We start from the raw sequence: 26,366 nt of genomic DNA, 5'->3' as shown, positions 1-26,366 counted from the left end.
CTTCGAACCCTCTATCATTGAGAAATCTTAGTCTGCGTTCACAGAGACACCGGCGCGTCTCAGGATAGAGCGGGCGCGGATACGGACGGGCTCATCCACCATCGCGCCATCCACGGCAGCGGCGCCATCGCCGCTGGCAAGCACCCTACACGCCCAGGTGACCTCAGTCTGATCGGGCGCGAAGCCGGCCCGGATAGCCTCGACCTGGCGAGGGTGGATGCAGAGCTTGCCGCCGAAGCCGAGATCGCGGGCGTGGCGCGAGTCGCTGGAAATCAGGGCGGCATCGCCGATCACGGTAGTGACACCGTCAATCGGCGCCACGAGACCGGCAAGGCGAGAGGCGAGCACGAGTTCGCTGCGTGCCACCAGTAGTGACTCGCGGATGTGGGTGCAGCCGAGATCGGCGCAGAAGTCGATGCTGCCAAAGGCTATACGGGCGACGTTGCAGGTGCTCGCGATTCGTCGCGCATCCGCAAGGCCGCGCGCGCTTTCGATCAGTGCGACGACAGGAAACGGGGAGCCGGCGCAAAGTGTCTCGAACGCATCGCTCGCCTCAGCCTTGGGCACAATCACGCCGGTGAAGTCGTGTCCGGCCAGTGCGGCCATATCGGCTTCGTGCCAGGGTGTGCCGATGCCATTGACGCGCACCAGAATTGGCAGCGGAGTAAAGCCTCCGCGCAGTGCCGCGCGGGCCTTGTCCTTCGCCTCAATGGCGACTGCATCCTCGAGATCGATAATGATTGCGTCAGCCCCAGCCGCGGCTGCCTTCTCAAATCGCTCCGGCCGGTCGCCCGGAACGAAGAGCGGCACGAGGAAATCCAGCGTCGCGTTCATGTCCAGGCGGCCTCAGCGGTCATGCAGACTGGGCCACCCTTCCGGGCAGTCCACAACTTCAGCCTGTCGCCGTCGTCAGCCGCGTGCAGCACGAAAACATCGTCATCGAATAACGGAGAGAGGCCTCGGAAGCTGAAGCGCGTCGGCGGCGCAGAGCGCAACTCCGTGGCGTAGTTGCAGAGCAACGCCGCCTGTAAGGGGCCGTGAACGACGAGGCCAGGATAGCCTTCAACCTCTGTGGTGTAGCGACGGTCGTAATGAATGCGGTGGCCGTTGAAGGTAAGCGCCGAGTAACGGAAAAGCAGCGGCGTCTCAGCCTTCATCGGGCGCTGCTGTGCGCCTTGCTCGGCCAGGGGCGGCGGCTTGTCCGCACGGCCAGAGGCGTCGAGATCGCGATAGACAAGGTCCTGCCGTTCCTCCACCGCGAGCCGGCCATTCACCTCGATTTGATGCCGAACAGTAACGAAGCAGAGCGCGCCGGTGCGCCCCTGCTTCTGCTCGACATCATCGATGCGCGAGATGCGCCTGACCTCATCGCCGACCCTGAGGTCGTCGTGGAAGGTCAGATTACCGCCGGCCCACATGCGGCGCGGCAGCGGCACGGGTGGCAAGAAGCCGCCGCGCACGGGATGACCGTCCGAGCCAAGCCTCTCGGTCGGCACCGCCGGTTGGGCAAGACAGAAATGGATCAGCCGCGGGACGACCTCACCGAACCGGGGTGCCTCGCCGGCAAGGTCGAAGGTCGCGTGGTACTTGCGTGCCAGATCCTCACTCAGGATATCAGTTCCAACATCCTCGCGGCCGATCCAGCCGCGTAGATGCGCGATATCGACAGCGGGAATGTTGTCGCCTGTCATCAGTAGGACCTCGGCATGCCGAGAACGTGCTCGGCGAGATAGCTGAGAATGAGGTTCGTCGAGATTGGCGCGACCTGATAGAGCCGCGTCTCACGAAACTTGCGTTCTACGTCGTATTCCTCGGCGAAGCCGAAGCCGCCATGGGTCTGGATGCAGGCGTTGGCCGCCTCGAAGGAAGCATCCGCCGCGAGCATCTTTGCCATGTTGGCCTCCGCGCCGGGATTCTCGCCGGCCTCATAGAGTCTGATTGCCTCCCGCACCATGAGCTCGGCCGCGCGCATGTTCGCGTAGGCCTTGGCGATTGGGAACTGGATGCCCTGGTTCTGGCCAATCGGTCGGCCGAAGACGTGGCGCTCCTTCGCATAGGTGCCCGCCTTCTCAATGAACCATTTCGCGTCCCCGACGCATTCAGCGGCGATTAGGATGCGCTCGGCGTTCATGCCCGAGAGAATGTAGCGGAAGCCTTTGCCCTCCTCGCCGATCAGGTTCTCCGCCGGCACGCGGACGTTGTCGAAGAAGACTTCGGTCGTGGCGTGGTTCATCATCGTGCGGATCGGCCGGATGGCCAGACCTGCCTTCAGCGCATCGCGCATGTCGAGGATGAAGACGGAAAGCCCATCAGTGCGCTTGGTAACGTCCTCGCGGGGTGTTGTGCGGGCGAGCAGGAGCATGAGGTCGGACTGAGCCGCCCGGCTCGTCCAGATCTTCTGGCCGTTGAGAACGTAATGATCGCCCTCGCGTCGTGCAGTGGTGCGCAACGCGGTGGTATCGGTGCCGCTCGTCGGTTCGGTCACGCCGAAGGCCTGCAGCCTGAGTTCCCCCGAAGCGATCTTCGGCAGGTACCGCTGCTTCTGCTCGGCCGACCCATGCCGCAGCACAGTGCCCATCACATACATCTGTGCGTGACAAGCCGCACCGTTGCAGCCCTGGCGCTGGATTTCTTCCATGATGACTGCGGCGGCAGAAAGAGGCAGGCCGGCCCCACCGTACTCCTCTGGAATCAGCGCCGAGAGGAAGCCGCTCTCGGTTAACGCTGCGACGAATTCAGCTGGATACGCCATCTCTCGATCGAGCTTGCGCCAGTATTCGCCAGGAAAATCCGAACAGAGCTTCGCAACAGCGTCACGAATTTCGGAATGGTCTGAAGAGTGATGCATGGTTACCTCAGGAATTTCAGGGAGTGGCAGCAACCGCACGCCAAGTATCGAAGGTCTCGTCGTCGACGCGGTCGAGCACGGCGCGCAGGGCCTTCGTCATCGGCAAGGGCCCGGAGCTACCTCCGATCGAAAGTGCGAGGTCGATATCCTTGCGCATGATTGCGTGCAGGGACTCGAAATCGGCGCGCGTGGCTGTCCAGGTGCTGTAGGCCTCCGGAGCATCCTTTGCATGCGCGGTGAAGAAATTGCGCCCCGTGCCGGCCTCGAAGACGGGGATCGCATCAGAGAGACTGATGCCATTGTCGCCGGCGATGCGGTACGCTTCCGCTGCGATCATCAGCGATGTGATGCCGACAAGATTGTTGACGATCTTCGTAGCCTGTCCCGCTCCCAGCGGACCGCAGTGAAAGATCGCGTTGCCCATCGCTTCCATAAGCGGTCGCAGAGTCTCGCAATCCTCGCCGCGACCGCCCATGATGATAGCGAGTGTGCCCTCGCGCGCTTTGACGGCGCCGCCGCTGATCGGCGCGTCGACCACGCGCACACCCGTTGGTTCAAGTTCGCGCTGGAGCTCGCGCATCGTCTCCGGCGCGATCGTCCCCATGACGACAAGAAGCGGCGCTTTGCCATGTAGACCTTCGCGCAGCCCGCCTTCGCCGAGCACGACCGTATGTGCCTGCTCCGGCGTCGCCACCAGCACGATGACCGCGTCGCAATCGGCGCAATCCGATGCCCGCTCCACGCAGCGGACGCCGAGCGCCTCGAAAGGCGCGCGTGCCGCCGCGCTGCGGTCGCAGATAGTGAGATCAAAGCCCGCCTTGCGAATGTTCATGGCCATGGGTGCGCCCATGGCGCCTACGCCGATGACTGCGACTGATCTGATTATCATGGCAATGCCTCAGGAAATGGTCACGCCGCTGTCTACCGACAGGACCTGTCCGGTGACTACGCGGGATTCGTCGGCGCCGAGATAAACAGCCATTTCGGCGATATCGATCGGCTTGCACGGCCCGAGCAGGTGCTGCCTCGCCAGGCGGCGCAGTTCCTCGCGCTCGTCCATCAGTCCCTCTACGCGCGGTGTCAGCACGAGGCCCGGAGCGATGGCATTCACGCGGATGTTATCTGGGGCATATTCGACAGCCATGGAGCGCGTCATCGCCGCCACCCCGCCTTTCGCGGCGGTGTAGCAGTCGCGTTCGGGTAGCGCCATTAGCGCCACCATCGATGTCGTGTTGATGACCGAACCGCCACCTGCCCGTGCGATTTCCGGGATGCCGTACTTGCAGCACAGGAAAGTGCCATAGAGATCAAGCCGGATGACACGCCAGAATTCCTCGTCTGGCGCCTCCGTCACGCGCGCATCCGCAGCGCTGGAACCTCCAGCGATGTTGCACAGGACGTCAAGGCGCTCGAACTGCGCCGCCGTGCGTGCGATGGCATCCCTGACCTGTTGTGGATCCGTGATATCGCAAGACAGGGCAAGACCGCGATCGCCTGCCGACGCCTCCTTTAGAGTGTCGTCGAGGGCCGCTGCATCAATGTCCACCGCGGCGATGCGCGCTCCCTCCTCGACATAGCGCACGCATGTCGCGCGCCCGATGCCGCCCGCCGCGCCGGTGATGAAGGCGACCTTTCCTTTCAGTCTCGACATTCTGTCCTCCCGCTCAAACAGTCCAGCCGGCGCGTTCGCCGTCGAGGATAGCGATATCGACCTGGCGTGGCGCCAGCGCATCGCCTACTACGAGAAGTTCGATGCCGGTGCCGGCGAGCTCTCGCGCCAAATCGTCATTGGCCATGTTACCCATGGCCAGGATCACCGGGCCGTCATGTGGGATCCGCTTCGTGGCACCGCTGAAACGCTCCTCGCAGACAATCTGGCCGTGTTCGATCGCGACAACAAAGGTCGTGGGAACGACGTCGATGCCGAGTGCGGCGAGGCGGCGATAGAGCGCCGGCGCGTGATGCACCGGTAAATCGGCGCCAGCATGCAAATGCGGGGTGACGATGGTCACGCGGTGCCCGAGCTCGGCGAGCTTTTCCGCCGCGGCCGTGCCGGAGAGATGCGGATCATCCTCAATCACGATCACGGGTCCATCGAAAGTCTCGGGCGACAGGAACGCGTCCCATACGGTGCGGACACGGGGCAGGCTAACGCCGGGGATGCCGGCCGCGCCCGGTCTGAGCGAGGTGTAGCCGTCCCGGCGTGGGGTCGAGCCGGTGGCAATCACAATGGCCTCGAAATTCCCGCCGGCGAGCGCCCCGCGATCGGCTCTCGTGCCGCATCGGACGTCAAGGTCCAGCCGGCCCAACATCTCGATCTGCCAGCGGTGGATCTCTGAGAACCCCCGGCGCGAGCTGACGCCGCACGTCATGAGATTTTGGCCGCCGAGCCGGTCACTGCTCTCGAAGAGAGTTACGCGGTGGCCGCGCTCGGCCGCGACACGCGCGGCGGCCAAACCGGCTGGCCCGCCGCCCACAACCGCGACACGCTTCGTCCGCGCGGCGCGGCGCATCGCTCCTGACCCGATCTGCGCCTCCCGCCCGACGGCGGGGTTGTGGATGCAACTGACACCGCGCCCTCGGTCGAGGCCAACGATGCAGGACTGGTTGGAATAGGTGCAGATGCGAATGCCCTTTCGGTCGCCACGTGCGGCCTTGAGCGGCAGCTCGGGGTCAGAGATCAGCGCGCGAGCCATCCCGATGAAATCGGCCTGTCCGGCGGCGAGAACGGCTTCGGCGTCCTCCGGCGTGGCGATGCGGGAACTTACGCAGACCGGCAAGCCGGAGACGGCATCGCGGATTGCTCCGGCCTGGGGCGCGAATTGCGCTTCCGGCGCGGTGATGTCCGCGATCCAACCCGGGTAATGCAGCGAGGTCAGGCCGCTAACATTCAGGTAGCTGATGCCCTCGGCACGCAGTCGCGCCGCGATCTCGACCGCGTCTGTGAGTTCCAGTCCACCGGGCACGCCATCGGCACCGTTGATCCGCGCACCGATGAGGAAATCGGACCCCACCGCTGCGCGTATCGCTTGCAGAGCCTCGAGCAGGAAGCGGATGCGGTTGTCCAGCGAACCGCCATAGCGGTCCGCGCGTTTGTTTGTCGCGGGCGATAAGAACTCGTGCAGCAGATAGCCCTGGGCTGCGAAGAGCTCCACGCCATCGGCGCCCGCCTCCTGCATGTTGAGCGCAGCCTCAACCATTGTGGCGACATATTCGGCGATGTCGCCCTCGGTCATCTCCTTGGGTATTTCCGCCGTGCGCGGACACGGCACAGGCGATGGGGCGAGCAGCGGGATGCCAAACTGTGTCGTGCCGGGGGAGCGGAGTTGGCGGCCGCTCATGTTCAGCTGCGAGACGAAGCAGGCGCCCTCTTCTTTGATCGCTTGGATCATCCGCCGATAGTGAGGCTGCAGGCTGCGGTCGTTGGCGATGTCGAGCCCACCGAGAGGGGTCGTTTCCAGCGTGTCTCCCCACTTGGCGAGCCGGCGCCAAGACTCCGGCATCAGGAAGTTGGACATCACGATGAGGCCTGCGCCGCCCTTCGCACGCTCGACATGATAGGCAATCGTGCGCTCGATCGCTGAGCCATAGCCGCCGCCGAACATCACCGCGTGCGGCATCATCGCGATGCGGTTGCGCAGCGTGACATGGCCTAGAGCGAGCGGGCTCAACAGCCTTTCGTAGCGGGCGTTTGGCATGTCAGAACGGTGCCTTTCTTGGGAAGGCAGGAGGACGCTTGTCGCGGAACGAGGCCAGCCCCTCCACAGGATCGGGGCCCGAGAAGCCGAGCATCTCAAGTGCCAGCGAGGCGTCGAAGGTTGGCCCGGCCATGCGCAGCCAGTTGTTGAGCGCATATTTCGTCCACTGGATCGCTGAGGGAGCGCCTTCGGCGAGGCGTGTCGCGACGGAAAGCGCCTTTTCCTGAAGCTCAGCCTCGTCGACAGCCAGCGCCACCAGCCCAAGCCGTTCGGCCATTTCGCCGGTTACCGGCTCGTTAAGAAGCAAGTGGTATTTGGCCTTTGCCATGCCACACAGCAGCGGCCAGATGATCGCCGCATGATCGCCCGCGGCGACGCCGAGCCGGACGTGGCCGTCGACCAACTTGGCGCTCTTCGCGACGATCGGAATGTCGCAGACGAGGGCCGCGGCGAGCCCGGCCCCGACAGCCGCCCCCTGGACGGCCGAGACGATGGGCTTGGAGCAGTTGATGATGTTGTAGACGAGGTCGCGCGCCTCACGCCACATATTGGCGCGCTCCTCGAAGCTCTGCGTCAGCTTCTCGACAACCTCGAAATCCCCGCCCGCGGAGAAGGCCTTTCCGTTCGCGCAGAGCAGCACGGCCAGGGTCTCGCGGTCGCGGTCCACGACCCGCCAGATGTCGGCGAGTTCGCGGTGGGCGTCCGGACCAAGTGCGTTGAGGCTCTCCGGACGGTTGAGTGTCAACCGCAGCACGCCAGGAGCCGGCCTGTCGCAGAGAATTGAAGGGAAGGCGGAATAGGTCTCGAGGGTCATGGTGCCTCCAGCTCGTCGTTGGCCGTCAGATTGAGCGGCGAGATGTCAGGCCGCCATCGACAGTGATGATGGTTCCGGACGTATACGCTGAGCGTGGCGAGGCCAGGAAGGCGAAGAGATCGGCTACCTCCCGCACACTTGCGGCACGTCCAAGTGGGTATTCGGCCAGCAGTTCGGTAAAGCGGCTTTCGTCGTCCCACTGTTCGCGGGCCCGGTTTTTCATGATCTTCACGATCCGGTCCGTCGCAACGGGCCCGGGGTTGATGCCGAGGACGCGGATGCGGTCGTCGAGGCTGCGCCCGCCCAGCGCTCGAGTGAAGGCCATCAAGGCGGCGTTGCCCGTCGAGCCAGCGATGTAGCGGAAATCGAAGTTTTCGCCACCGTTGCCAATGTTGTTAAGAATCACGCCGCCGCCGGCCTGTTTCATGGCGGCGTAGAAGGTGCGACAGAGATCGATGTAGCCGAAAACCTTCACCTCCCAACCCTTGCGCCAATTCTGGGCATCAACCTGCCAGAGATCGCCTCCTGGAATGGCACCCGCGTTATTGACGAGCACGTCGACCCGACCGGCAGCGGAGCCGATGGCCTCTGCCGCGCCTGCGGCCGCGATGTCCTGCTCTTGCACGACGACGTCCACACCGTGCTCGTCGCGCAGGCGCTGGGCAAGGGCCTGCAGCTTGTCACCGGAACGGGCGACGAGATGGAGACTGCAACCCTCCTCGGCGAAGACCTCCGCGAGTCCCTCGCCGATGCCCTGCGAGGCACCCGTAATCAGGACTTTCTTGCCGCGTAACTGAAGATCCATAGCTCGTTCCTATGCTTGGCGGACAATTCGCTCGATGTCCGTGATCGCCTCGGGGTTCACCAGCGAGGACAGGTCGCCTGCAGGCGCGCCGGAGTATACGCTGCGGATGACGCGCCTCATGATCTTGGAGCTACGCGTCTTGGGCAGCTGTGGCACTACGAAGACGGCCCGGGGTGCGAAGGGCCGTCCCAGGCGCTCCTGAATCCGCATTGCCGCGATCTTCCGGATTTCGTCAGGCGCGCCGTCGCAGGTGAGAAATGCCACGATCGCCTGCCCCTTGACAGGGTCGGGCGCGCCGATGACGGCGGCTTCAACCACGCCATCGATTTCCACCAGGATCTCCTCGACCTCGGCAGGGCCGACGCGCTTGCCGGCGACTTTGATCGTGTCGTCGGAGCGGCCGAGCAGGAAGTAGTGGCCGTCGTCCGTTTGCATCGCGAGATCGCCGTGAACCCAGACGCCGGGGACAGTATTCCAGTAGGTCTCGAGATAGCGCTCGTCGTCCTGCCAGAAACTCGCGGTCATGCCTACGAAGGGAGCAAGAATCGCCAGTTCGCCGACCGCACCGGTGAGCGGCTGGCCGGCGGGGTCGAGCACCTCGACCGCCACGCCGGGTGAGCGGGTGTTGAAGCCGGCAGGAACAATCGGCTTCGTCACGACGCTGGCGAGCAGGCTGCCCGAAACCTCGGTGCCGCCGGTGTAGTTGATCAGAGGGCATTCGCCCCGGCCAAAATGACGCTCGAACCAGACGAAGTGCTCCGGTGCAATGCTTTCGCCCGCTGTGATCAGGAGACGCAGTGACGAGAAGTCGGCCGCCGTGCTGATCGCCTCGTTGGAGGAAAGGCCCCGGATCAGCGTCGGCGCAGAACCGAAATGCGTCACGCGGTAGCGCTCGACCAGACGCCCCATGCGCGACCAGTCCGGATAGTCCGGCGCGCCGTCGTAACAGACGAGCGTTGCTCCGCGCAGCAAGGCCGAAGAGAGAATCAGCGAACCTGCGATCCAACCCATATCCGCCGGCCAGCAGAAGACGTCTCCCGGTCCCACATCGAAATGAACCGCCGCGTCATGGGCAATCTTGATAGGAAAACCGCCATGGACGTGCACAGCGCCCTTGGGCTTGCCGGTCGTGCCCGAGGTGAAGATGACCATGAACGGATCGTTAGGGGACATACGCGCGGAAGGCGGCGCGCTCTCGGCCGGAGCGAGGATCGCGTGCCAGTCGTGAGTGCAGCCGAGCGTGTTCGTAGGGGTGGGATCCTCCGGCGAGCGCTTGAGAACGACGTATTCGAGCGCGGGCAGCTCACGATGAGCCGCCACAATCGTCTCGCGCGTCGAGACGAAGCGGCCGCGCCGCTGGAAGCCGGAGGTGGCGATCAGCGCCCGTGCACCGCAAGGGGCCAAGCGCGCAACGATGGCGTCCGTGCCGAAGCCACTGAACAGCGGAACGACGATCGCGCCGATATGAGCAATGGCGAGGAGGGAGACCGAGGCTTCGATGCCGTTCTCCATGAGCAATCCGACTCGGTCGCCGCGCCTCAGACCGATGCTGAGCAGGCCTGCGGCGAGACTACGAACCTCATCTGCCAGCTCGCGATAGGTGACACTGCGCACAGTGCCGTCTTCGCGCTCGGCGACGACCGCGGTACGGTCCGCGGCTTCAACATTGTCGAGGATCGTGTCGACCCAATTCAGCTCGCCGCCGACGAACCAGGACGGAAAGGGCGCGCCCCGTGACATATCACAGTATCGCTCGTAGTCGCGGCTCCAGCGGATGCCACAAAAGTCTACGACCTCGCGCCAATAGGTATCTGGGTCGGCGAGCGACAGTTCGTAGAGCTGCTCACTGTCGGCGACGCCTAACCGCTTCGCCAGTGCAGTGATCTGCGCACGCCCGACGTAGTCCGCAGTCGGCTGCCAAATGTCGTTGTGGTCGAGCGCCATGGTCAGATCCCCAGATAAGCCCGCTGCACTTCAGGGCTTTGCGCGAGGGCGCTGGCGCTATCTTCGGCGATGATCGCGCCGCCCTCGAGAATGTAAGCGTGATCAGCGATCGCGAGGGCCGTTTCCGCATTCTGCTCGACCAGCAGGATGTTCACGCCCGTCTCTGCGATCTTCGTGATGATGTCCGCAATCCGGTCGACGATGGCAGGTGCCAGTCCGATCGTTGGCTCGTCGAGTAGAAGAACGCGCGGCGCACTCATTAGCGCGCGCGCCACCGCGATCATCTGCTGCTGACCGCCACTGAACGTCCCTGCAGGCGTCGCAAGCCGGTCGCGCAGCTCCGGGAACAGGTCGATCACGCGCTCAAGATCCCGCCTCGCGGCTGCTCGGTCGTTGCGAGCGAAGGCGCCGAGCTCAAGATTCTCCAGCATCGTCATCTCGGCGAAGAGGCGCCGGCCTTCCGGCACGACGGAGAGCCCCTTCTTCACCAGCTGATCGGGCGACAGCCCGGTCACGTCCTCCCCGAAGAGGTGGACACGTCCCGCGGTCGGGCGCACGAGACCGCATATCGTCTTGATCAGTGTCGATTTGCCAGCCCCGTTCGCGCCGATCAGCGTGACAATGCGGCCGGCATGTAGGGTGATGCCGACGTCGCGCAGCGCCGGCACGACGCCATAGCTCGCCGAGAGATCCAAGACCTGGAGAGGGACGGCTTCAGTGCTCATGGCGGTGCCCCAGATAGGCGTCGATGACCTTCTTATCAGCACGGATTTCGGCCGGGGTTCCCGTCGCCAGGTGCTGCCCGTGATGCAGGACCACGATGCGGTCGCAGACCCGCATCACCGCCTTCATGTTGTGCTCGACGAGCAGGACCGAGCAGCTGAACTCGTCACGGATACGTCCGAGCACGGTCAGAGTATTCGCGACTTCCGTCTGGTTGAGGCCGGTGAGCGGCTCATCCAGGCAGAGCAGGCGCGGCCGTGCGGCGAAGGCAATACCGATGGAGACGAGGCGCTGCAGCCCGTGTGGCAAGTTCCCGGCCTCATCGGAGAGGTAGGGTGTCAACCCGAGCATCTCCGCAGTTTCTGCCACACGCTCCCGCCGCTTCGCCGCACCCTTGATGCCATGGATGGTTCCTAGCAGGATGTTGTCGCTCACTGTCATGCTTCGCATAAGGCTGCCGTGCTGGAACGTGCGCACGAGGCCGAGGCGACTGATCGTCAGCGGAGACTTACCGGTACAGTTCTCGCCAAAGATGAAGAGTTTTCCCGACGTCGGCTTGTAAAATCCGCTGATGAGGTTGAACGTTGTGCTCTTGCCTGCGCCGTTTGGGCCAATCAGGCCAAGGATCTCGCGAGGGCGGATCTCAAGGTCGAGATTGGACACCGCGACCAGGCCGCCAAAGCGACGGGTCAGGCCCTTGGTGATTAGCAGCGGTTGTTGCGCGGCTTGCATCTAGTGCCCCTTTCCCGTGGTTTGCGCCCGCCGTCCGCCCAGAAGTCCCGTGATGCCGTGCGGCAGCAACAGCACCGCCAGCATGATCGCAGCACCGTAGAAAATGTGCTCCTGGCCGCCGAGGCCGAGCGCATAGCTGCCGAGGACGACGAGCACGACGGCGCCGATCAGAGGACCAAGGATATTGTTCTCCCCGCCCACCTTCACATAGGCGAGTGCAAAAGCGGCCACGAGGAAGCTGAAGTCGCCGGGGCTGATCACGTTGTTAGCGAAAGCGTGAAGGCTTCCTGCGACACCGGCCGCGAAGGAGGCGGCGGCGAAGCAGGCGATCTTTACCAGCAGGATGTTCAGACCGACCGTCCGGGCGACGTTCTCGTTGTCGCGGATGGCGATGAGGATCTTGCCGAAATCGGAACGCTCAAGGGTGTAGAGGCTAAGGATCAGTAGGGCCGAGGTTGCGACGATGAACGTCGGCGTCCAACCGTCGAGTGCAACCGGTGGAAAGATGCCGACCATGCCGGATGTTCCGCCGAGCGTCGTGCTCTTGGAATAAAGGATACGAATAGCCTCAGTAAATGCGAAGCCGATCAGCAGGAAGTATGGCCCCTTGGTTCGCAGGGTGATGTAGCCGAAGGCAATGCTGACCAGCCCGGCGACAACACCGCTAGCAAGGAGGGCGATAAGGAAAGGCCAGTTCAGGATCGTGACCGCCACTCCGGTCGTGTAGGCGCCGATCCCGACGAAGGCGGCAGTCGCGAAGTTCAGTTCACCCATCAGCATGACGAACCGAAGACTGACTGCAGTCAGTGCTGCAATGGCGATGAGGTTCACCACGCTCGCGATGTAGGCATCATGAATCAGGAGAGTCGCGGCGAGTGCGAGAACGATCCCACCAAGCCAGTATGAAAGCTTCAGATCATGCATGACCAAGGAGCCCCTTTGGCCGCACCAGCAACATGGCTATGACGAGAAGGAAGATGGCGATGGTCGCGGAGCTGGGATCGAAATAAAAACCGCCAAAGGTTTCGATCGCCGCGACGAATAGGCTGCCGAGAATGGCGCCAGGCACGCTGCCTAGTCCACCGACGATGACCGCGATGAAACCCTTGATCAGATAGTCCGCACCGAGCACCGGAGAGACGATTGTGACCGGCGCGATCAGTGCGCCTGCGAGCGCAGCCAGCGCCGAGGCGATCATGAAGCCAGCGAGCGCCATACGATTGTAAGGCACGCCTTGGAGCATGGCCGCCTCGTGATCGATCGACACCGCCCGCAGAGCCTTTCCAATCTTGGTATGGGTGAGCGCCCAGTAAAGAAGCGCGGTGATCACGATGGCGGCCACGCAAAGGGCGAGACGCTGGATCGTGATGGCTGTGCCCAGCACAGTCACTGTACCAGGCAAGATCTCCGGCACCGACCGAACCGCGCCACCGAAGGTCTTGAGCAGAATGCCGTCGAGAAGAAGTACCAGCCCGATCGAAAGGATGAACGAACCGACCATGTCCCGCTGGAAAAAGCGAAATCCAGCCACGTACATCAGAAACCCAAGCGTCATGGCAACCGTGACGCCCGCCATAGCCGCGATGAGATAGGCAGGCAGCACGGGAAGACCCCCGCCCGCCAGCCAGGGCACCGTGTAGGCCACCACCAGCGCCGAGACGGCGAAGAGGTGTCCATGCGCGAAGTTCACGATCCGCATGACGCCGAAGATCAGCGTCAGCCCGAGCGAGAACAGGATGTAGACGGCGCCGATCTGTAGGCTCGTCAGGATGAGCTGTATCATGGTTTGCATGGCGGACGCTCCTGTCCGGTCGAGCTGGCCTGTCACTTAGACGACGGCATGAGGCGGGCCTTTTCCACGAGCTTGCCGTCCTGGACCTGGGTGATGATCACCGGCAGCCGCATCTGCTGACGAGAGCCGTAGGTATCGACGCCGTAGAAATCGACTTTGCTGCCATAGAAGGAGGTGAAGGAGACCTCTGGCATAACGGCCGCGACCTTCTTCGGGTCGGTCGACTGGGCCTTCTCAATACCGGCTTTGATCGCGTACACGGCATCGTAGAAGCCAATCTGAATTGTGTTCAGCGACTCCCCAAGAAGGCTGCGCGCCTCGTCGTTGATGGCCTTCTGCTGACTGGTGACAGCGCTTCCGTCGAACGTAACGGCCGCGCCCATGTAGACGCCTTCGGTCGCGTTACCTCCGGTCGCCTTCAGGCCGTCGACACCGGTGCCGACCTCCACGACCTTCACGCCCTTCCAGCCCAGCACGTCGAGCTCGCGCAGCACAGCGCCAGCATCGGCTGGAGGCATCGAGCCGAGATCGACGATATCCGGCTTCAGCGAAGCGATGCGGGCTGCAATGGGCTGGAACTCCGTCGTGCCGCGCTCGTAGAAATCGCTCGACAGGATCTTCACTCCGGTCTCGGTCCAGATCTTGTTGGCCACCCCTTCGGTGTCCCGGCCGGTTGCGTCGTTAGGATTGAGCATAACGATTGATTTCGCTTCCGGATGCGCGTCGTGGATGAAGCGGATCAGCGAGGGCAGAAGCTCGAACGGCGTATTCATCTGGGTGAAGGTCAAGGGGAACTTCGGACCCTTGATGCTGGGGCCCCAGGCCGTCGTGAACATGATCACGCCCTGACGCTCCGCGAGCGATTGAAGCGCTTGCACGGGTGCCGTACCCAGGCTGCCGCCGATGAACTTGACGCCTTCGCGGTTCAGCAGTGTCTGAGCGACGCGAGTACCTTCCGCAGCGTTGTACTTGTTGTCAAAGGCGAGACATTCGAAGTTGTAGGTCTTGCCCTCGACCTTCACGCCGCCAGCCTGCGCGATCTCCTGCGCGGCCCTTTTGCACATGAATTCGGAGCCCTTGCCCCAGACAGCTCCGGAGCCGGAGAGCGGAACCGACAGGCCCAGCTTGATCGTCTCCTGGGCCTGCGCGGCGCTGACCGCAACGAGAAGGCCGAGCGATGTTCCGACTACGAGCGACTTGATCTTTGTTGTGATGGTCATTTCCTCTCCTCCATTTGTTGTAGCGCGGACGATGCCACGCTCTTTCTTCAGATCCGTCCTGTGACTGACGCTCCGTCCGTGAGGCTTGCAACCTCTTCGGCGCCATAGCCGAGGGCTGCCAGCAGCTCTGCGGAATGGGCACCGAGTGTCGGAGCGGGTTGGTGCCCGAACACCTCCGACGCGGCGGTGCGTATGACGCGGGATGCGATCGGCACGCTGCCGCGGCCACATGCGATAGGCTCTTCGTAGAAGAACCCGCCGCTGGCGTTTTCCTTGGCGACAAGCGCTTCGGCTGGCGTCAGGACGCGGCAGCCAGGAATTTTCGCTGTTTCGAGCTCTTCGAGGCACTCGTCGGTGGAGCGCGCAGCGCACCATTCGGCCATGACCGCACTCAGCGCCTCGCCATGTTCGCCGCGTGTGATGTCCGAAATGAAGCGCGGATCAGAGAGCAGGTCCTGACGCCCGAGGAGCTGGGCCCAGCGACGGAACATGCCGTCGCCGATCACTTGAATCATGACCCATCCGTCTTGGGTGGTGAAGAGATCCGAAGGCCCTGCGATCGGGCTGCGGTTGCCGATCGCCTTGCGGCTGCGTGTACCCGCCGCCTCCTCGATGAGCATAGGATTGGTCATGGTCAGGGCCGTGCCGAGCAGTGAGGTCCTGACATGCTGGCCGCGGCCGGTCACACGCCGCTCGTAGAGCGCTGCCATTGTCGCGAAGGCGGCAGACATGCCGGTGGCATAGTCCACATAGGAGACTGCCGCCCGCAGCGGGCGTTCACCCGTTCCGGTCAGGGACATCGCGCCGCTGAGCGCCTGTCCCGTCCCATCGAAGCCGATGCGATCCCGGCTATCTCCCTCGGGTCCGTAGGCAGAAATTGTTGTGAGAATGATGTCCGAGCGGCAAGCCTTGAGACTGTCGTAATCGAGGCGAGCCCGGCGCAGCGCCGCAGGAGGAAGGTTTATGATTACCGCATCGGAGCTGGCCACCAGCCGTTCGAAGGCGGCTCGGCCTTCCGGTGCATCGAGATCGAGCGCGAGTGACTTCTTGTTACGGTTCATCTGAAGATAGAGCGCGCCACGCCCTTCGAGCCCGATCGGCATGACCTCACGGTCAGGGGCACCGACCCGCGGTTCGACACGAATCACCTCGGCACCCTGGTCAGCCAGCAGAGCCGCACAGAAGGGAGCCGCGATGTAGCGGCCGAGATCCAGGATGCGTAGGCCCGACAGGCCGACGGGTATACGACCCGCAGCGTTCGCTGATCTCACATCCGTCTCGGACTGCGCCTTTACCGTCACGTTTCCTCACCCTGGATTTCTGCGATGGGGGCTTCCCATCACGGGTTTCGACGTGCTAGTCATTCTGAATACTGAATGCCATTCACGTTCTTATGAAAGCCATTCATACATGAGCGCCGCACATGATCAAGACCTCTTTCCAAAAAACGTCGGAGCCGTCGCCAACGCGGTTTCGATTCTCAGATCGCTTGCGCAGTTAAGCGAGCCGGCAGGGGTCGCGGTGATCGCACGCGAAACCGGTGTCAGCGTCAGCACCTGTTTCAACATCTTGCGGACGCTCTCCAGCGAGCGGCTCGTCGATTTCGATCCGGAGACGAAGACCTACCGGATCGGCATGGGCGTGCTGGAGCTCTCAGTACCCCTGCTAGGTGCCAACCAAGCCGACCTCATTCGGCCGGAACTCAAGCGGCTCTCCGGCGAACACAACAGCTTGATCTGTCTCTGGCAGATCACAGAGGGCGAGCGCATCGTCCTGGTCGACCGTATCTCCACCGCGCGCACGGTTCGCGTTGACATGTCGGACGGCTCGCGCCTGCCGACCTATGTCGGGGCCGTCGGGCGCTGCTACGCCGCCTTGCGCAACCTGCCTCTAGACGAGTTGAAGTCGCGTTTCGAGACGCTGCAATGGCAAGCACCGCCGAGCTTCGACGCCTATGCCGCGGATGTGGAGAAGGCACGGCGCGACGGCTACGCCTTCGACTTCGGGCAACTCTTCATTGGACTTGAGATCGCGGCTGCGATCGTGACCGATCCGACCGGCAAACCCCGCCTCGGAATCAGCGGAATCAGCATCGCTGGCCAGCTTTCGCGAGAAAACATCGAGCGACTGGGTGCGGACTTGCGCGACTCTGCCGACTGGATCAGCGAAGCGTTGTTCGGCGTTTCGCGCGGCGTCCGGCAGTCGGAGCGCCGTTTGGCCGGAGGGCGGCCAGCTCCTCGCAACCAAGGGGGCTCGCGATGACGAACACGCCCTCTGCCCCTGTCTGGGTGTTTGATGATTTCCGCCCCGGGTTAGAGTTGGGGCGCCTCTCCATCCCGCTGAACGACGCGCGCCTCGCCAATTGGGCTGCGATTTATGGCGAGCCGGGCACCGCCGGGCGAGTGCCGTCCGGCGTGCTCGTGGCGGCGATGATGGAGGCCTACCTGACGGCGTTTCAGCCGCGCCCGCCCGGCAACATCCATGCAAGCCAGAAGCTTTTCTTCGGTAAGCCTGCGTGCCCCGGGGACCGGCTCGATGCGGAAGTGACCTGTCTCTGGAAGGACATGCGCAAGGGGCGCCGTTGGGTGGCATTTGGCGTCGCCCTCCGAAACGGGGACACCGACGTCCTGAGAGGTGAGATCCGCACAATCTGGGCCAGATAATGGCGCCGCAGGAAGCGCGCCGACCAAGGAGCGCAAGGAGGGAAACGCTCATGACCACCACGCTACCGCGCGAACTTGCGGTCATCAGCCTGACAGCAGGGCCGGACGCCGTCTTCCGCTATGCCGAGCTGACCGAAGATTTCAATCCAATCCATCTCGACCCTGAGTTCGCCGCCGGGACCGCATTCGGCAAGCCGATCATTCACGGCACACTCGGACTCAACCTTGTGATCGAAGCGATCGAGCGCACCTTCGGCGCACTTCCTGCGGATGTCGAGATCGATGCGCGCTTCGTCAGGCCGGTTCCTGTCGGTTCCACTGTTCGGGCCGGCGGCAGCCTTTGCGATGCGGCGACTGGGACCTACGAAATTTACGTCGAGACGCAGGCCGGCGAGCGCGCCGTAGAAGGCGTCTGCACAATCGGCCCACAGGCCTGACGACTATAACAAGGGAGCGAACGCGACATGACTGACCCCGTGGTCGACGACGAAACATTCAGCCAGCTCAAGGACACGGTCCAGCGCTTCGTCACCGAGCGGCTCATACCGAATGAGATGCGTCTTGAGATCGAGGATGAGGTCCCTGAGGAGATCGTTGCCGAGATGCGCGAACTCGGGCTGTTCGGCCTGACGATCCCACCCGAATACGGTGGTATCGGCCTCAATGCGCGGCAGGAGACGCAGTTGGCCATGATTTTTGGCCATACGGCGCTGGCCTTCCGCTCGCTCCTTGCGACCAATATCGGCATCGGCGCGCGCGGGCTGATCTTCGAGGGAACGGAGGAGCAGAAGCAGACCTATCTGCCAAGGCTCGCAAGCGGCGAGCTGATTTCAGCCTTCGCTCTGACTGAACCCGACACCGGTTCCGACCCCGCTAGCCTGACGACACGCGCCGTCCGAGATGGCGACGACTACGTGATCACGGGCACCAAACGCTATATCACAAACGCGCAGCGCGCCGGACTGTTCACGGTCATGGCCCGTACCGAATTCGACAAACCGGGCGCGGACGCCATCACTGCTTTTCTTGTCCCGCGCGATGCACCCGGTCTGACAATCGGTAAGAAGGACCGCAAGATGGGTCAGCGTGGCACGACGACATCCGACGTGATGTTCGACAACGTTCGTGTCCCGGCCAGCGCAATCATCGGCCTCGTGCCGGGGCGCGGCTTCCGTCTCGCCATGCGCGTGCTTGACCGCGGTCGTATCCATATCGCAGCGCTCGCCACCGGCATGTGCGACCGCTTGATCGCCGAAATGGTCGGCTTCGCCCGCGAACGCCGCCAGTTCGGCAAGCCGATTGCCGAGTATCAGCTCATCCAGGCAATGATCGCCGACAGCCACACCGAATACCTCGCCGCCAAGGCACTGGTGGAGCAGACAGCCGCGATTTACGACCGAGAGGGTGCTGCGCGGACCGAGGCCTCCGCCGCGAAGTACTTCGCCACCGAGGCCGTCGGTCGCGTCGCCGACCGTGCTGTCCAGGTGCATGGCGGCGCCGGCTACATGAGCGAATACGCGGTCGAACGCTTTTATCGCGATGTGCGCCTGCTGCGGATCTACGAAGGCACCAGCCAGATTCAGCAACTGCTCATCGCACGCCAGGTTCTGAAGGGGGCATGACGATGACCGTGAAGAAAATGCTCGATGGCAAGGTAATCGTCGTCACAGGCGCTGGCGGGGGCATCGGCCGCGACATCGCTCTGATGGCCGGAGTGAATGGCGCCAAAGTTGTCGTCAACGACATCGGCGCCAGACTTGACGGCCAAGGACACGACGACGGCCCTGCCGAGCGCGTGGTGCAGGAAATCCGCGAGAGCGGCGGGGAGGCCGTCGCCAGCCTCGACAGCGTCGCCGATCCGGTGGGGGCCCAGCGCATCGTACAGGCCGCAATCGATGCGTTTGGCCGCCTCGACGGCGTCGTCAACAACGCCGGCATTCTGCGCGACGCTTTCTTCCATAAGATGACCGAAGAAGAGTGGGACTCCGTCCTCAAGGTGCATCTCTACGGCAGCTTTAACGTCAGTCGGGCCGCTGCCGCAATCTTCAAGGCACAGCAATCGGGTAGCCTGGTCCACATGACCTCGACGTCCGGCCTCATTGGCAATCTGGCCCAGGCGAATTATTCGGCCGCCAAGCTTGGCATCGTCGGATTGTCGAAGTCGATTGCGCTCGACATGCAGCGCTTCGGCGTCCGCTCCAACTGCATCGCGCCCTTTGCGTGGAGCCGGATGATCAGCTCAATCAAAGTGGACTCGCCCGAGCAGGAGGCCCGCGTCACCCGTCTCCAGCAGATGACGCCGGCTAAAGTTGCGCCGCTGGCGGTCTATTTGCTTTCAGACCGAGCGGCGGCGGTCACCGGCCAGATCTTCAGCGTACGCAACAACGAGATCTTCCTGTTCAGCCAGCCGAGACCGATGCGTTCGGTGCAGCGCGAGCAGGGCTGGACCCCGGAGCAGATCGCGGATCACGCAATGCCGGCGCTTTCGGCGAGCTTCCATCGCCTCGACGTGTCGTCGGACGTTTTCACCTGGGATCCGGTTTAAGCCGGTCGCGCAAGGAGTTCTCGCAATGCGTCGCGCAGCGATAGTCAGTCCACTCCGCACCCCCGTCGGCCGCTTCGGCGGAGCCCTGAAGGAGGTGCCGGTCGAGCACCTAGGAGCCACAGTCGTCAAAGCTCTCCTCGACAGGACGGGGCTTGATCCCGATTTGGTCGAAGACGTCGTTTTCGCCCAATCCTACGCCAATTCTGAAACACCCTGTGTCGGGCGCTGGATAGCCCTCGAAGCCGGACTGCCCGTTGGCGTGCCGGGAATGCAGCTCGACCGTCGCTGCGGCGGTGGTCTGCAGTCCATCGCGACGGCGGCGATGATGGTGCAGACTGGGGCCTGCGACGTCGTCATCGCCGGCGGCGTCGAGAGTATGAGCAACATCGAGCATTACACGACTGGCGTCCGCTGGGGAACGCGCTCGGGCTCGCCTGTTCTTTACGATCGTCTGGAGCGGGGCCGTGAGCGCTCTCAGCCCGAACACCGCTTCGGGTACATTTCCGGGATGATCGAGACCGCAGAGAACCTCGCCCGCAAATATGCGATCTCGCGTGAGGCCGCGGATGCCTATGCCGCGCGGAGCCAGCAGCGGGCAGCGGCAGCTTGGGCGGATGGGCGGATGGCCGCTGAAGTCGTGCCCGTCAGCGTACCGCAGAAACGCGGCGATGCCATCGTCGTCGTCCAAGACGAGGGTATTCGCGCCGACACGACCGCGGAGTCGCTTTCCAAGCTGCGCCCCATTCAGCCTGGGGGCACGGTGACGGCAGGCAATGCGGCTCAGCAGAACGATGCCGCGGCTGCCTGCCTCATCGTCGCCGAGGACAAACTGGCTTCGCTCAGACTAACGCCGGACGCATTCTTGGTGGGCTGGGCCGCTGCCGGTTGTGAGCCATCGGAAATGGGAATAGGCCCGGTTCCGGCGACCGAACGACTGATGCGCCGAACTGGCCTGTCGGTGAACGACATGGATCTCATTGAGATCAACGAGGCCTTCGCGTGCCAGGTTCTTTCTGTGCTCCAGTCTTGGCAGGGAATTGATCCAGATCGTGTGAATGTGAACGGTTCGGGCATTTCGCTCGGTCATCCTATTGGTGCGACCGGCGTGCGTATTATGACGACACTGATTCACGAGATGAAGCGCAGCGGCCTTCGCTTCGGGCTTGAGACGATGTGCATTGGCGGCGGTCAGGGCGCCGCAGCGATCTTCGAGCGGGCCTGAGTATTCCCACATGCCGCAGACAATCGCTCTGGATGCGCTTGATTTCACCTCGTTCGTCCGAGCCGGCGATCTGGTTTGTTGGGGGCAGGCATCAGCGGAGCCGCTCGCGCTGACCCGCCGCCTGATGGCCCAACGGGACAGGATCGGCGGGTTCTCGGCATTCATCGGGATCAGCCTCGCCGAAACGAACGATCCAGCTCACGCGGATCGCGTGCGGTTCACTTCCTTCTGCGGGACGGGGACCAACAGACAACTGGCGGCAGCAGGAGCGATCGACATTCTGCCGATCCACTATTCGGACCTGCCGTCAGTGCTGTGTGAAAGGGTCGACGTCTTGCTGCTTCAGGTCGCTGAGCATCCGCAGGGCGGCCGCTTCAGTCTTTCCTGCGCCAGTGACTATGTCGACGCACTTGCCAGTTCGGCGCGGGTGGTCATCGCGGAGGTAAACCGTCAGGCGCCTTTTACATCGGCCGAGATCGAGGGCCACAACATCGACTTCGTCGTTAGGACGGATCGACCCCTTCCAGAAATGACGAAAGGGGCTCCGAGCGCGGTCGAGCGTGCGATCGCCGCTCACGTCGCTTCTCTTGTCGAGGATGGAGCCACATTGCAGCTCGGGCTGGGAGCCTTGCCGGATTGCGTGGCAGACCTGCTAACAGATCGCCGAGATCTCGGACTGCATACGGGCGTTATGGGTGATGGCGCGATGCGGTTGATGCAATCCGGCGCGATCAACAATGCGCGGAAACCCTTCGATGCGGGTCTGTCGGTGACAGGGACACTGCTGGGGAGCAAAGGGTTATTCGATTTTGCCCATTTGAACTCGGCGATCGCATTGCGGCCGATCGCGGTCACGCATGCCCTAAGGACGCTCGCGTCTCTACCCAAATTCACCGCCATTAACTCCGCTCTTGAGGTTGATCTCTCCGGCCAAATGAATACTGAGATCGTCGGCGGCCGATATGTCGGGGCGGTCGGCGGCGCTCTCGATTTCCTGCGAGGAGCCAGGGCGTCGCAGCGCGGCCTACCCATCGTGGCCCTACCTTCGACGGTGGAGGTGAAGGGGCGGCGTTGCAGTCGGATCGTGACAAGGCTGGCAGGCCCGGCAACCATCGGCAGGGCCGATGCGGCGATCATCGTCACCGAACACGGCGTGGCCGATTTACGTGGCCTGTCACTGGCGGAGCGCGCCAGCAGGCTTATTGGGATCGCGGCTCCTGAGTTTCGCGACGAACTACGATTCTGCGTTGACACCGACCTCGACAATCCGCCTGGGGTGCTACCGCCTCGCAGACACAGTTAGAGGGGCACACGCGGAATGCAGCCGAGGATCGCGACCTACATTCCGCACTAGCCGACGGAGCGGAAAGAGGCGGATATCACGGATTTCGACATCACTTAGGCGGTCGAATACTACCGGACCAAATGGACCAGCAGCCGGGCTCGCTTAACAAGTTGCACTGATTGCCACCGTTCAAATCCAGCGTCCGCTCCAATCCCTGCAGCACGTCATGGCGGCACTGGCCGATCACAATCTTGATGTAACGGTTTCTTTCCTGAGGCGCCGGGACGAGATTGGCGCGATGGCCTCATCCATCGCGACTTTCCAGCAAGCCCTGCGCGACAAGCGGTCCAACGATCAGCAGGCCGCAGCCAGTATGGCTGAAAGCGACGAGCGGGGCGCTCGCCTCGAACGCAATGCCGCTGCCTTCGAGCACCGCGTGCGCCAGGTAACCGAGGACCTCGCCCGGGCTGCTGGGCAGATGGACCAGGTTTCCCGCTCCATGAGAGACAATGCGCAGACCACAACGGACCAGGCCATGAGTGTTGCCGTTGGAGCGGAGCATGCTTCGGCCGAGGTCAAGTCAACGGAGCAGGCGACCAAAGCGCTGTCCAATTCAGCCCGCAGCATCGATGAGCAGGTCAAAGGCGCTGTCACGATAGCAACGAGCGCACTTTCCGACCTTTCTAGAACCGACATGACGGCCCGCTCTCTGACCGACGCAACAAACCACATTGGCTCGATCGTCGAACTCATCGCCAACATCGCCGCCCAGACCAATCTCCTGGCCCTCAATGCCACCATCGAAGCCGCCAGGGCCGGTGCCTCAGGCCGCGGATTTGCCGTTGTCGCCCATGAAGTAAAAGAGTTGGCAGGTCAGACAAGCCGAGCGACGGATCAGATCTCTGAGCAGATCCGCACCATTCAGAGCGCAGCGGATGCGACCGTGCAAGCAATTGCCAAAACCGGGCAGACGATCCGGGAAATCAACTCCATCGCGAATGACATTGCAGCCGCAGCGGACGAGCAGCAGAAGGCCGCACAGCAGATCGCCGGGGGCATTGTGGGCGCCGCCTCCGCTACCCATGAGATGGCAAGTGGGATTGCATCGGTGCGAACAGCAGCGGCGTCGAGCAGAGCCACGGCGGAGAAAGTTCTGGAGGTTTCGACCCATCTTGCAGACATCTCGCACAAGCTTGGCAATGAGATAGCCGGGTTCCTGGCCCGTGTGAGAGCTGCATGATCTGTTCCCTGAGATCTCTGACAGTCGAGCAAGTGTTCGTTTGCTGGGATTAACTATCTGAAAGCATAACCCAGCCGATGTCATGGAACTGACACGTAAGGCGTTTAGCCGCCGTAGCGGAAGTTGAATATGGCCGGGCGCTCGCCGGTTTGAGCGGGCAATTCGAAGGGCAGAAATCTTGTTTGGGTTGAGTAAAGGCACAGATCCGTTCGGACTGCCAAGCGACCTTCGGGACACCGTCTCCCAAACCAGAAGTGGATCGGCGCGGCCCTCTCAGCACACGATCTTCGTGGACACCGACGGGGTCGACGGAGCGACAGCCCTGCAGCAGCGCTGGCACGCCCTGCGGACGGTACCTGGAAGCCTACCCTCCTACGAGGACATGGTCCTTGGCGGACTCGGTCGTCACGCCGACAACACCGCCCTCGTCGCCACAAGCGGCTATGAGCCCTTGGCAATTCTCTGGGGAGGCACTCGCTTCGAGCGTTGGCTCGGCCAAGAGATTCAGAGCCTTGAGATTGAGAGGCTACCGGCCGACATCGCGCATGGTGTTCGCGAGATCACTCACAACGCTCTTCAATCACAGATCCCGGCGACGATCCACTGTATTCGCGCCCGCCAGGGCACAATCGAGAGCACCGGCCTTCTTGCACTCCCCCTCGCAAGCCGGCAGGGCGTCCCGTTCGTCCTCCTCTTCATCGAGGGAGTTACTTCGCGCCTTGACCTCGTCGATGCCATCTTCCGCGCCACCAATCAGGGTATGCTGGCCCTCAGTGCCGTTCGCGACTCCCAAGGACAGGTATCTGATTTCACGATCCTGGCGCTGAATGAGGGAGCCGCGCGACTGCTGCAGAGGCCTGTGTCCGACTTGTGCCTGCAGCGTCTGTCGAGCGTCGTTTCTAACCTGTCCGCAACGAACAGCCTGCAGCGCCTCGCTCAAATTCTCGGAGATGGCGGGAGGGGCTCATTTGAGTTCACCTACCCGACGATCAGCGGCAGGCATATCGACTTCAAGGTGGAGGTTGGATGCATCGGCGATCTACTCGCTATAACCCTCGCAGACATCAGCGACGTCAAGGCGCGCGAGGCATCCTCCCGGCTTCTCTTCGAGAGTAATCCTATCCCCATGTGGCTGTTCGATCCGGAGAGCCTGCGTATTCTACGCGTGAATGACGCCGCGGTCGCCCATTATGGATATCAGCGCGAGCGCTTCGAGGAAATGACCCTGTTAGATATCCGACCGAGTGACGAGTGGGAAGCCGTTCGCTCGATGGTCGACCACTTGTCGGATGTGAATGGCCTGAGCAGCCTCTGGCGTCATCTGAAAGCCGATGGCAGCCTCATCGAGGTGAATACCTTCGCCCGAACGATTCTTTTCGAAGGGCGCTCGGCAGTGCTGACGGCGGCGATCGATGTAACCGAGCGCCGCCAAGCCGAAGCCCGCGTGGCCTACATGGCTCACCATGATGCCCTCACGGATCTGCCCAATCGCATTCTATTCCGTGAGCGTCTCGAAGCGGCGCTGGCTCACATCCGGCACCATGGCGGCGAACTGGGGCTATTGTGTCTCGATCTCGACAACCTCAAACTGGTCAACGACACTCTGGGCCATCCCGCTGGCGACGAGTTCCTGCGCGAGGCTGCGAGCCGCCTGCAACACTGCCTGCCGGATGGTGATCTCGTCGCGCGCTTAGGGGGCGATGAGTTCGCCATTCTTCATTTCAACGCGGAGGGCCGCCAGAATATAGTTGCCCTCGCCGACCGCGTGGTCGACGCCTTCAACAAGCCATTTGTGATTCAAAGACAGCAGATCGTGAGCGGAGCGAGTGTGGGGATCGCGATTGCTCCAGCGGACGGCACGACGACAGACGTTCTGTTACGAAACGCTGACATGGCGCTTTACTGCGCGAAGGCCAAGGGGGGACGGACCTACCGCCTGTTCAACGTTGAGATGGACAACCGCCTGCAGGCCAGGCAGGTCATGGAGCAGGACCTTCGCCAGGCTTTCACGGAAGGGCAGCTCGACGTTCATTATCAGCCGATCGTAAGCCTGCAAGAGGGTAGGATCAGTGGGTGCGAAGCCCTGCTGCGCTGGCGCCACCCGGTGCACGGATATGTTTCACCGGCGGAATTCGTCCCGCTGGCCGAAGATATCGGCCTGATCGAGCCCATCGGCGAATGGGTACTCGACCGGGCATGCCGCGAGGCCGCCACGTGGCCCGAACATATCAAAGTCGCCGTCAACCTCTCTCCCGCACAGTTCAACAGCGGGAAACTGGTCGATTGTGTTCGGTCAACGCTCTCCCGCTCGGCTCTCAATCCCGAGCGGCTTGAGCTGGAGATCACCGAGTCGGTCCTGCTCCTCAAGAACGAAACAACTATGTCCGCCCTCCACCAGTTGCGAGCCCTCGGAGTGCGCATTGCCATGGACGACTTTGGCACTGGGTACTCCTCGTTGAGCTATCTGAGAGCCTTTCCCTTCGACAAGATCAAGATTGACCGCTCCTTCGTGCGTGAGCTTGGAGAGAACAAGCACTCAACGGCCATCATTCGCGCCATAAAAGGTCTGGGCAGGAGCCTCGGCAACATGACGGTTGCGGAAGGTATCGAATCGATCGAGCAGCTTCAACTCCTCAAGGCAGATGGATGCGATGAGGTCCAAGGCTACTTACTGAGCCGCCCGGTTCCTGCAGTTGAGCTGCGGCAAACCCTTGCGACCTGGCGACCTTATAACATCGAGATAGCGACCTAGGGGTCCGGCCGGCTAGCAGCACGGCTGTGGCATAGGAACAGCGAAGATCCGCTATGGTCCCGTCGCAAACGGTTCAGTAACTT

At 62.8% G+C, this 26,366-nt stretch carries 24 protein-coding genes; 9 read left to right on the top strand and 15 right to left on the bottom strand.

Going from position 1 to position 26,366, the window contains the following annotated elements:
- Window positions 1-27: 27 nt before the first annotated feature.
- From ACUXUR_RS18600 to ACUXUR_RS18530, 15 genes are read right to left on the bottom strand one after another with little or no spacing between them, the layout of a single operon-like run.
- Window positions 28-834 (bottom strand): HpcH/HpaI aldolase/citrate lyase family protein, encoded by an 807-nt coding sequence (locus tag ACUXUR_RS18600; protein ID WP_445503833.1) that lies wholly within the window; start codon window positions 832-834, stop codon window positions 28-30.
- On the bottom strand, window positions 831-1,691 hold the full coding sequence (locus ACUXUR_RS18595) for an HTD2 family dehydratase (RefSeq protein ID WP_445503832.1): 861 nt from the start codon (window positions 1,689-1,691) through the stop codon (window positions 831-833). Before ACUXUR_RS18595 ends, ACUXUR_RS18600 begins: the two co-directional genes overlap by 4 nt.
- Window positions 1,691-2,848 carry an acyl-CoA dehydrogenase family protein gene (locus ACUXUR_RS18590; RefSeq protein WP_445503831.1) on the bottom strand — a complete coding sequence of 386 codons (1,158 nt, stop codon included), beginning with the start codon at window positions 2,846-2,848 and terminating at the stop codon, window positions 1,691-1,693. The genes ACUXUR_RS18595 and ACUXUR_RS18590 overlap by 1 nt, the downstream gene beginning before the upstream one ends.
- Window positions 2,849-2,864: 16 nt before the next feature.
- Entirely contained in the window at window positions 2,865-3,737 is an 873-nt protein-coding gene (locus ACUXUR_RS18585; protein ID WP_445503830.1) for an NAD(P)-dependent oxidoreductase, read from the bottom strand.
- A 9-nt stretch (window positions 3,738-3,746) separates the two neighbouring features.
- Window positions 3,747-4,499 carry an SDR family NAD(P)-dependent oxidoreductase gene (locus ACUXUR_RS18580; protein ID WP_445503829.1) on the bottom strand — a complete coding sequence of 251 codons (753 nt, stop codon included), beginning with the start codon at window positions 4,497-4,499 and terminating at the stop codon, window positions 3,747-3,749.
- Between the two features lie 13 nt (window positions 4,500-4,512).
- Window positions 4,513-6,519 carry an FAD-dependent oxidoreductase gene (locus tag ACUXUR_RS18575; RefSeq protein WP_445503828.1) on the bottom strand — a complete coding sequence of 669 codons (2,007 nt, stop codon included), beginning with the start codon at window positions 6,517-6,519 and terminating at the stop codon, window positions 4,513-4,515.
- 28 nt (window positions 6,520-6,547) lie between these two features.
- Window positions 6,548-7,360, bottom strand: coding sequence for an enoyl-CoA hydratase/isomerase family protein (locus ACUXUR_RS18570; protein ID WP_445503827.1), 813 nt, complete (start codon window positions 7,358-7,360; stop codon window positions 6,548-6,550).
- Window positions 7,361-7,385: 25 nt separating this feature from the next.
- A complete protein-coding gene (locus ACUXUR_RS18565; protein WP_445503826.1) occupies window positions 7,386-8,165 on the bottom strand; it encodes an SDR family oxidoreductase in 780 nt (259 codons plus the stop codon).
- Between the two features lie 9 nt (window positions 8,166-8,174).
- Window positions 8,175-10,109 carry an AMP-binding protein gene (locus tag ACUXUR_RS18560; RefSeq protein ID WP_445503825.1) on the bottom strand — a complete coding sequence of 645 codons (1,935 nt, stop codon included), beginning with the start codon at window positions 10,107-10,109 and terminating at the stop codon, window positions 8,175-8,177.
- 2 nt (window positions 10,110-10,111) lie between these two features.
- Window positions 10,112-10,834 (bottom strand): ABC transporter ATP-binding protein, encoded by a 723-nt coding sequence (locus tag ACUXUR_RS18555; protein ID WP_445503824.1) that lies wholly within the window; start codon window positions 10,832-10,834, stop codon window positions 10,112-10,114.
- The gene (locus ACUXUR_RS18550; RefSeq protein WP_445503823.1) at window positions 10,824-11,564 is read right to left on the bottom strand and encodes an ABC transporter ATP-binding protein; all 741 of its coding nucleotides are present in this window, start codon (window positions 11,562-11,564) and stop codon (window positions 10,824-10,826) included. Before ACUXUR_RS18550 ends, ACUXUR_RS18555 begins: the two co-directional genes overlap by 11 nt.
- Window positions 11,565-12,488 carry a branched-chain amino acid ABC transporter permease gene (locus ACUXUR_RS18545; protein WP_445503822.1) on the bottom strand — a complete coding sequence of 308 codons (924 nt, stop codon included), beginning with the start codon at window positions 12,486-12,488 and terminating at the stop codon, window positions 11,565-11,567.
- Complete coding sequence (locus ACUXUR_RS18540; protein WP_445503821.1) at window positions 12,481-13,356, bottom strand: branched-chain amino acid ABC transporter permease; 876 nt, start codon at window positions 13,354-13,356, stop codon at window positions 12,481-12,483. The genes ACUXUR_RS18545 and ACUXUR_RS18540 overlap by 8 nt, the downstream gene beginning before the upstream one ends.
- Before the next feature lie 32 nt (window positions 13,357-13,388).
- On the bottom strand, window positions 13,389-14,576 hold the full coding sequence (locus tag ACUXUR_RS18535; RefSeq protein ID WP_445503820.1) for an ABC transporter substrate-binding protein: 1,188 nt from the start codon (window positions 14,574-14,576) through the stop codon (window positions 13,389-13,391).
- Window positions 14,577-14,623: 47 nt separating this feature from the next.
- Complete coding sequence (locus ACUXUR_RS18530; protein ID WP_445503819.1) at window positions 14,624-15,847, bottom strand: CaiB/BaiF CoA transferase family protein; 1,224 nt, start codon at window positions 15,845-15,847, stop codon at window positions 14,624-14,626.
- On the opposite strand from ACUXUR_RS18530, the gene ACUXUR_RS18525 reads away from it, so the two are divergent.
- From ACUXUR_RS18525 to ACUXUR_RS18485, 9 genes are all read left to right on the top strand, one after another.
- Window positions 15,792-16,838: an IclR family transcriptional regulator gene (locus ACUXUR_RS18525; RefSeq protein ID WP_445503818.1), complete on the top strand. Its 1,047-nt coding sequence runs from the start codon at window positions 15,792-15,794 to the stop codon at window positions 16,836-16,838. The genes ACUXUR_RS18530 and ACUXUR_RS18525 overlap by 56 nt on opposite strands.
- The gene (locus ACUXUR_RS18520; RefSeq protein ID WP_445503817.1) at window positions 16,835-17,239 is read left to right on the top strand and encodes a hotdog family protein; all 405 of its coding nucleotides are present in this window, start codon (window positions 16,835-16,837) and stop codon (window positions 17,237-17,239) included. Before ACUXUR_RS18525 ends, ACUXUR_RS18520 begins: the two co-directional genes overlap by 4 nt.
- Window positions 17,240-17,289: 50 nt before the next feature.
- Window positions 17,290-17,676, top strand: coding sequence for a MaoC family dehydratase (locus tag ACUXUR_RS18515; protein WP_445503816.1), 387 nt, complete (start codon window positions 17,290-17,292; stop codon window positions 17,674-17,676).
- Window positions 17,677-17,703: 27 nt separating this feature from the next.
- Window positions 17,704-18,861, top strand: coding sequence for an acyl-CoA dehydrogenase family protein (locus ACUXUR_RS18510; RefSeq protein WP_445503815.1), 1,158 nt, complete (start codon window positions 17,704-17,706; stop codon window positions 18,859-18,861).
- A gap of 8 nt (window positions 18,862-18,869) precedes the next feature.
- On the top strand, window positions 18,870-19,784 hold the full coding sequence (locus tag ACUXUR_RS18505) for an SDR family NAD(P)-dependent oxidoreductase (protein WP_445503846.1): 915 nt from the start codon (window positions 18,870-18,872) through the stop codon (window positions 19,782-19,784).
- A 25-nt stretch (window positions 19,785-19,809) separates the two neighbouring features.
- Window positions 19,810-21,006, top strand: a complete 1,197-nt coding sequence (locus tag ACUXUR_RS18500; protein ID WP_445503814.1) for an acetyl-CoA C-acetyltransferase — start codon at window positions 19,810-19,812, stop codon at window positions 21,004-21,006.
- Between the two features lie 10 nt (window positions 21,007-21,016).
- Window positions 21,017-22,309 (top strand): acetyl-CoA hydrolase/transferase family protein, encoded by a 1,293-nt coding sequence (locus tag ACUXUR_RS18495; RefSeq protein WP_445503813.1) that lies wholly within the window; start codon window positions 21,017-21,019, stop codon window positions 22,307-22,309.
- A 157-nt stretch (window positions 22,310-22,466) separates the two neighbouring features.
- Window positions 22,467-23,531 (top strand): methyl-accepting chemotaxis protein, encoded by a 1,065-nt coding sequence (locus tag ACUXUR_RS18490; RefSeq protein ID WP_445503845.1) that lies wholly within the window; start codon window positions 22,467-22,469, stop codon window positions 23,529-23,531.
- Between the two features lie 289 nt (window positions 23,532-23,820).
- The gene (locus ACUXUR_RS18485) at window positions 23,821-26,283 is read left to right on the top strand and encodes a putative bifunctional diguanylate cyclase/phosphodiesterase (protein ID WP_445503812.1); all 2,463 of its coding nucleotides are present in this window, start codon (window positions 23,821-23,823) and stop codon (window positions 26,281-26,283) included.
- Window positions 26,284-26,366 lie beyond the last annotated feature (83 nt).

Source organism: Microvirga medicaginis (assembly GCF_052658925.1).
This window is presented reverse-complemented; position numbering and strand designations above follow the sequence as displayed.

What these genes read in the sequence shown, in the direction of transcription:
- ACUXUR_RS18535 (WP_445503820.1), bottom strand. Translation starts at nt 14,576, where the DNA reads ATGACCATCACAACAAAGATCAAGTCGCTCGTAGTCGGAACATCGCTC.
- ACUXUR_RS18560 (WP_445503825.1), bottom strand. Translation starts at nt 10,109, where the DNA reads ATGGCGCTCGACCACAACGACATTTGGCAGCCGACTGCGGACTACGTC.
- ACUXUR_RS18555 (WP_445503824.1), bottom strand. Translation starts at nt 10,834, where the DNA reads ATGAGCACTGAAGCCGTCCCTCTCCAGGTCTTGGATCTCTCGGCGAGC.
- ACUXUR_RS18500 (WP_445503814.1), top strand. Translation starts at nt 19,810, where the DNA reads ATGCGTCGCGCAGCGATAGTCAGTCCACTCCGCACCCCCGTCGGCCGC.
- ACUXUR_RS18545 (WP_445503822.1), bottom strand. Translation starts at nt 12,488, where the DNA reads ATGCATGATCTGAAGCTTTCATACTGGCTTGGTGGGATCGTTCTCGCA.
- ACUXUR_RS18495 (WP_445503813.1), top strand. Translation starts at nt 21,017, where the DNA reads ATGCCGCAGACAATCGCTCTGGATGCGCTTGATTTCACCTCGTTCGTC.
- ACUXUR_RS18570 (WP_445503827.1), bottom strand. Translation starts at nt 7,360, where the DNA reads ATGACCCTCGAGACCTATTCCGCCTTCCCTTCAATTCTCTGCGACAGG.
- ACUXUR_RS18590 (WP_445503831.1), bottom strand. Translation starts at nt 2,848, where the DNA reads ATGCATCACTCTTCAGACCATTCCGAAATTCGTGACGCTGTTGCGAAG.
- ACUXUR_RS18515 (WP_445503816.1), top strand. Translation starts at nt 17,290, where the DNA reads ATGACCACCACGCTACCGCGCGAACTTGCGGTCATCAGCCTGACAGCA.
- ACUXUR_RS18510 (WP_445503815.1), top strand. Translation starts at nt 17,704, where the DNA reads ATGACTGACCCCGTGGTCGACGACGAAACATTCAGCCAGCTCAAGGAC.
- ACUXUR_RS18525 (WP_445503818.1), top strand. Translation starts at nt 15,792, where the DNA reads ATGCGTAGGCCCGACAGGCCGACGGGTATACGACCCGCAGCGTTCGCT.
- ACUXUR_RS18585 (WP_445503830.1), bottom strand. Translation starts at nt 3,737, where the DNA reads ATGATAATCAGATCAGTCGCAGTCATCGGCGTAGGCGCCATGGGCGCA.
- ACUXUR_RS18580 (WP_445503829.1), bottom strand. Translation starts at nt 4,499, where the DNA reads ATGTCGAGACTGAAAGGAAAGGTCGCCTTCATCACCGGCGCGGCGGGC.
- ACUXUR_RS18565 (WP_445503826.1), bottom strand. Translation starts at nt 8,165, where the DNA reads ATGGATCTTCAGTTACGCGGCAAGAAAGTCCTGATTACGGGTGCCTCG.
- ACUXUR_RS18595 (WP_445503832.1), bottom strand. Translation starts at nt 1,691, where the DNA reads ATGACAGGCGACAACATTCCCGCTGTCGATATCGCGCATCTACGCGGC.
- ACUXUR_RS18520 (WP_445503817.1), top strand. Translation starts at nt 16,835, where the DNA reads ATGACGAACACGCCCTCTGCCCCTGTCTGGGTGTTTGATGATTTCCGC.
- ACUXUR_RS18540 (WP_445503821.1), bottom strand. Translation starts at nt 13,356, where the DNA reads ATGCAAACCATGATACAGCTCATCCTGACGAGCCTACAGATCGGCGCC.
- ACUXUR_RS18600 (WP_445503833.1), bottom strand. Translation starts at nt 834, where the DNA reads ATGAACGCGACGCTGGATTTCCTCGTGCCGCTCTTCGTTCCGGGCGAC.
- ACUXUR_RS18550 (WP_445503823.1), bottom strand. Translation starts at nt 11,564, where the DNA reads ATGCAAGCCGCGCAACAACCGCTGCTAATCACCAAGGGCCTGACCCGT.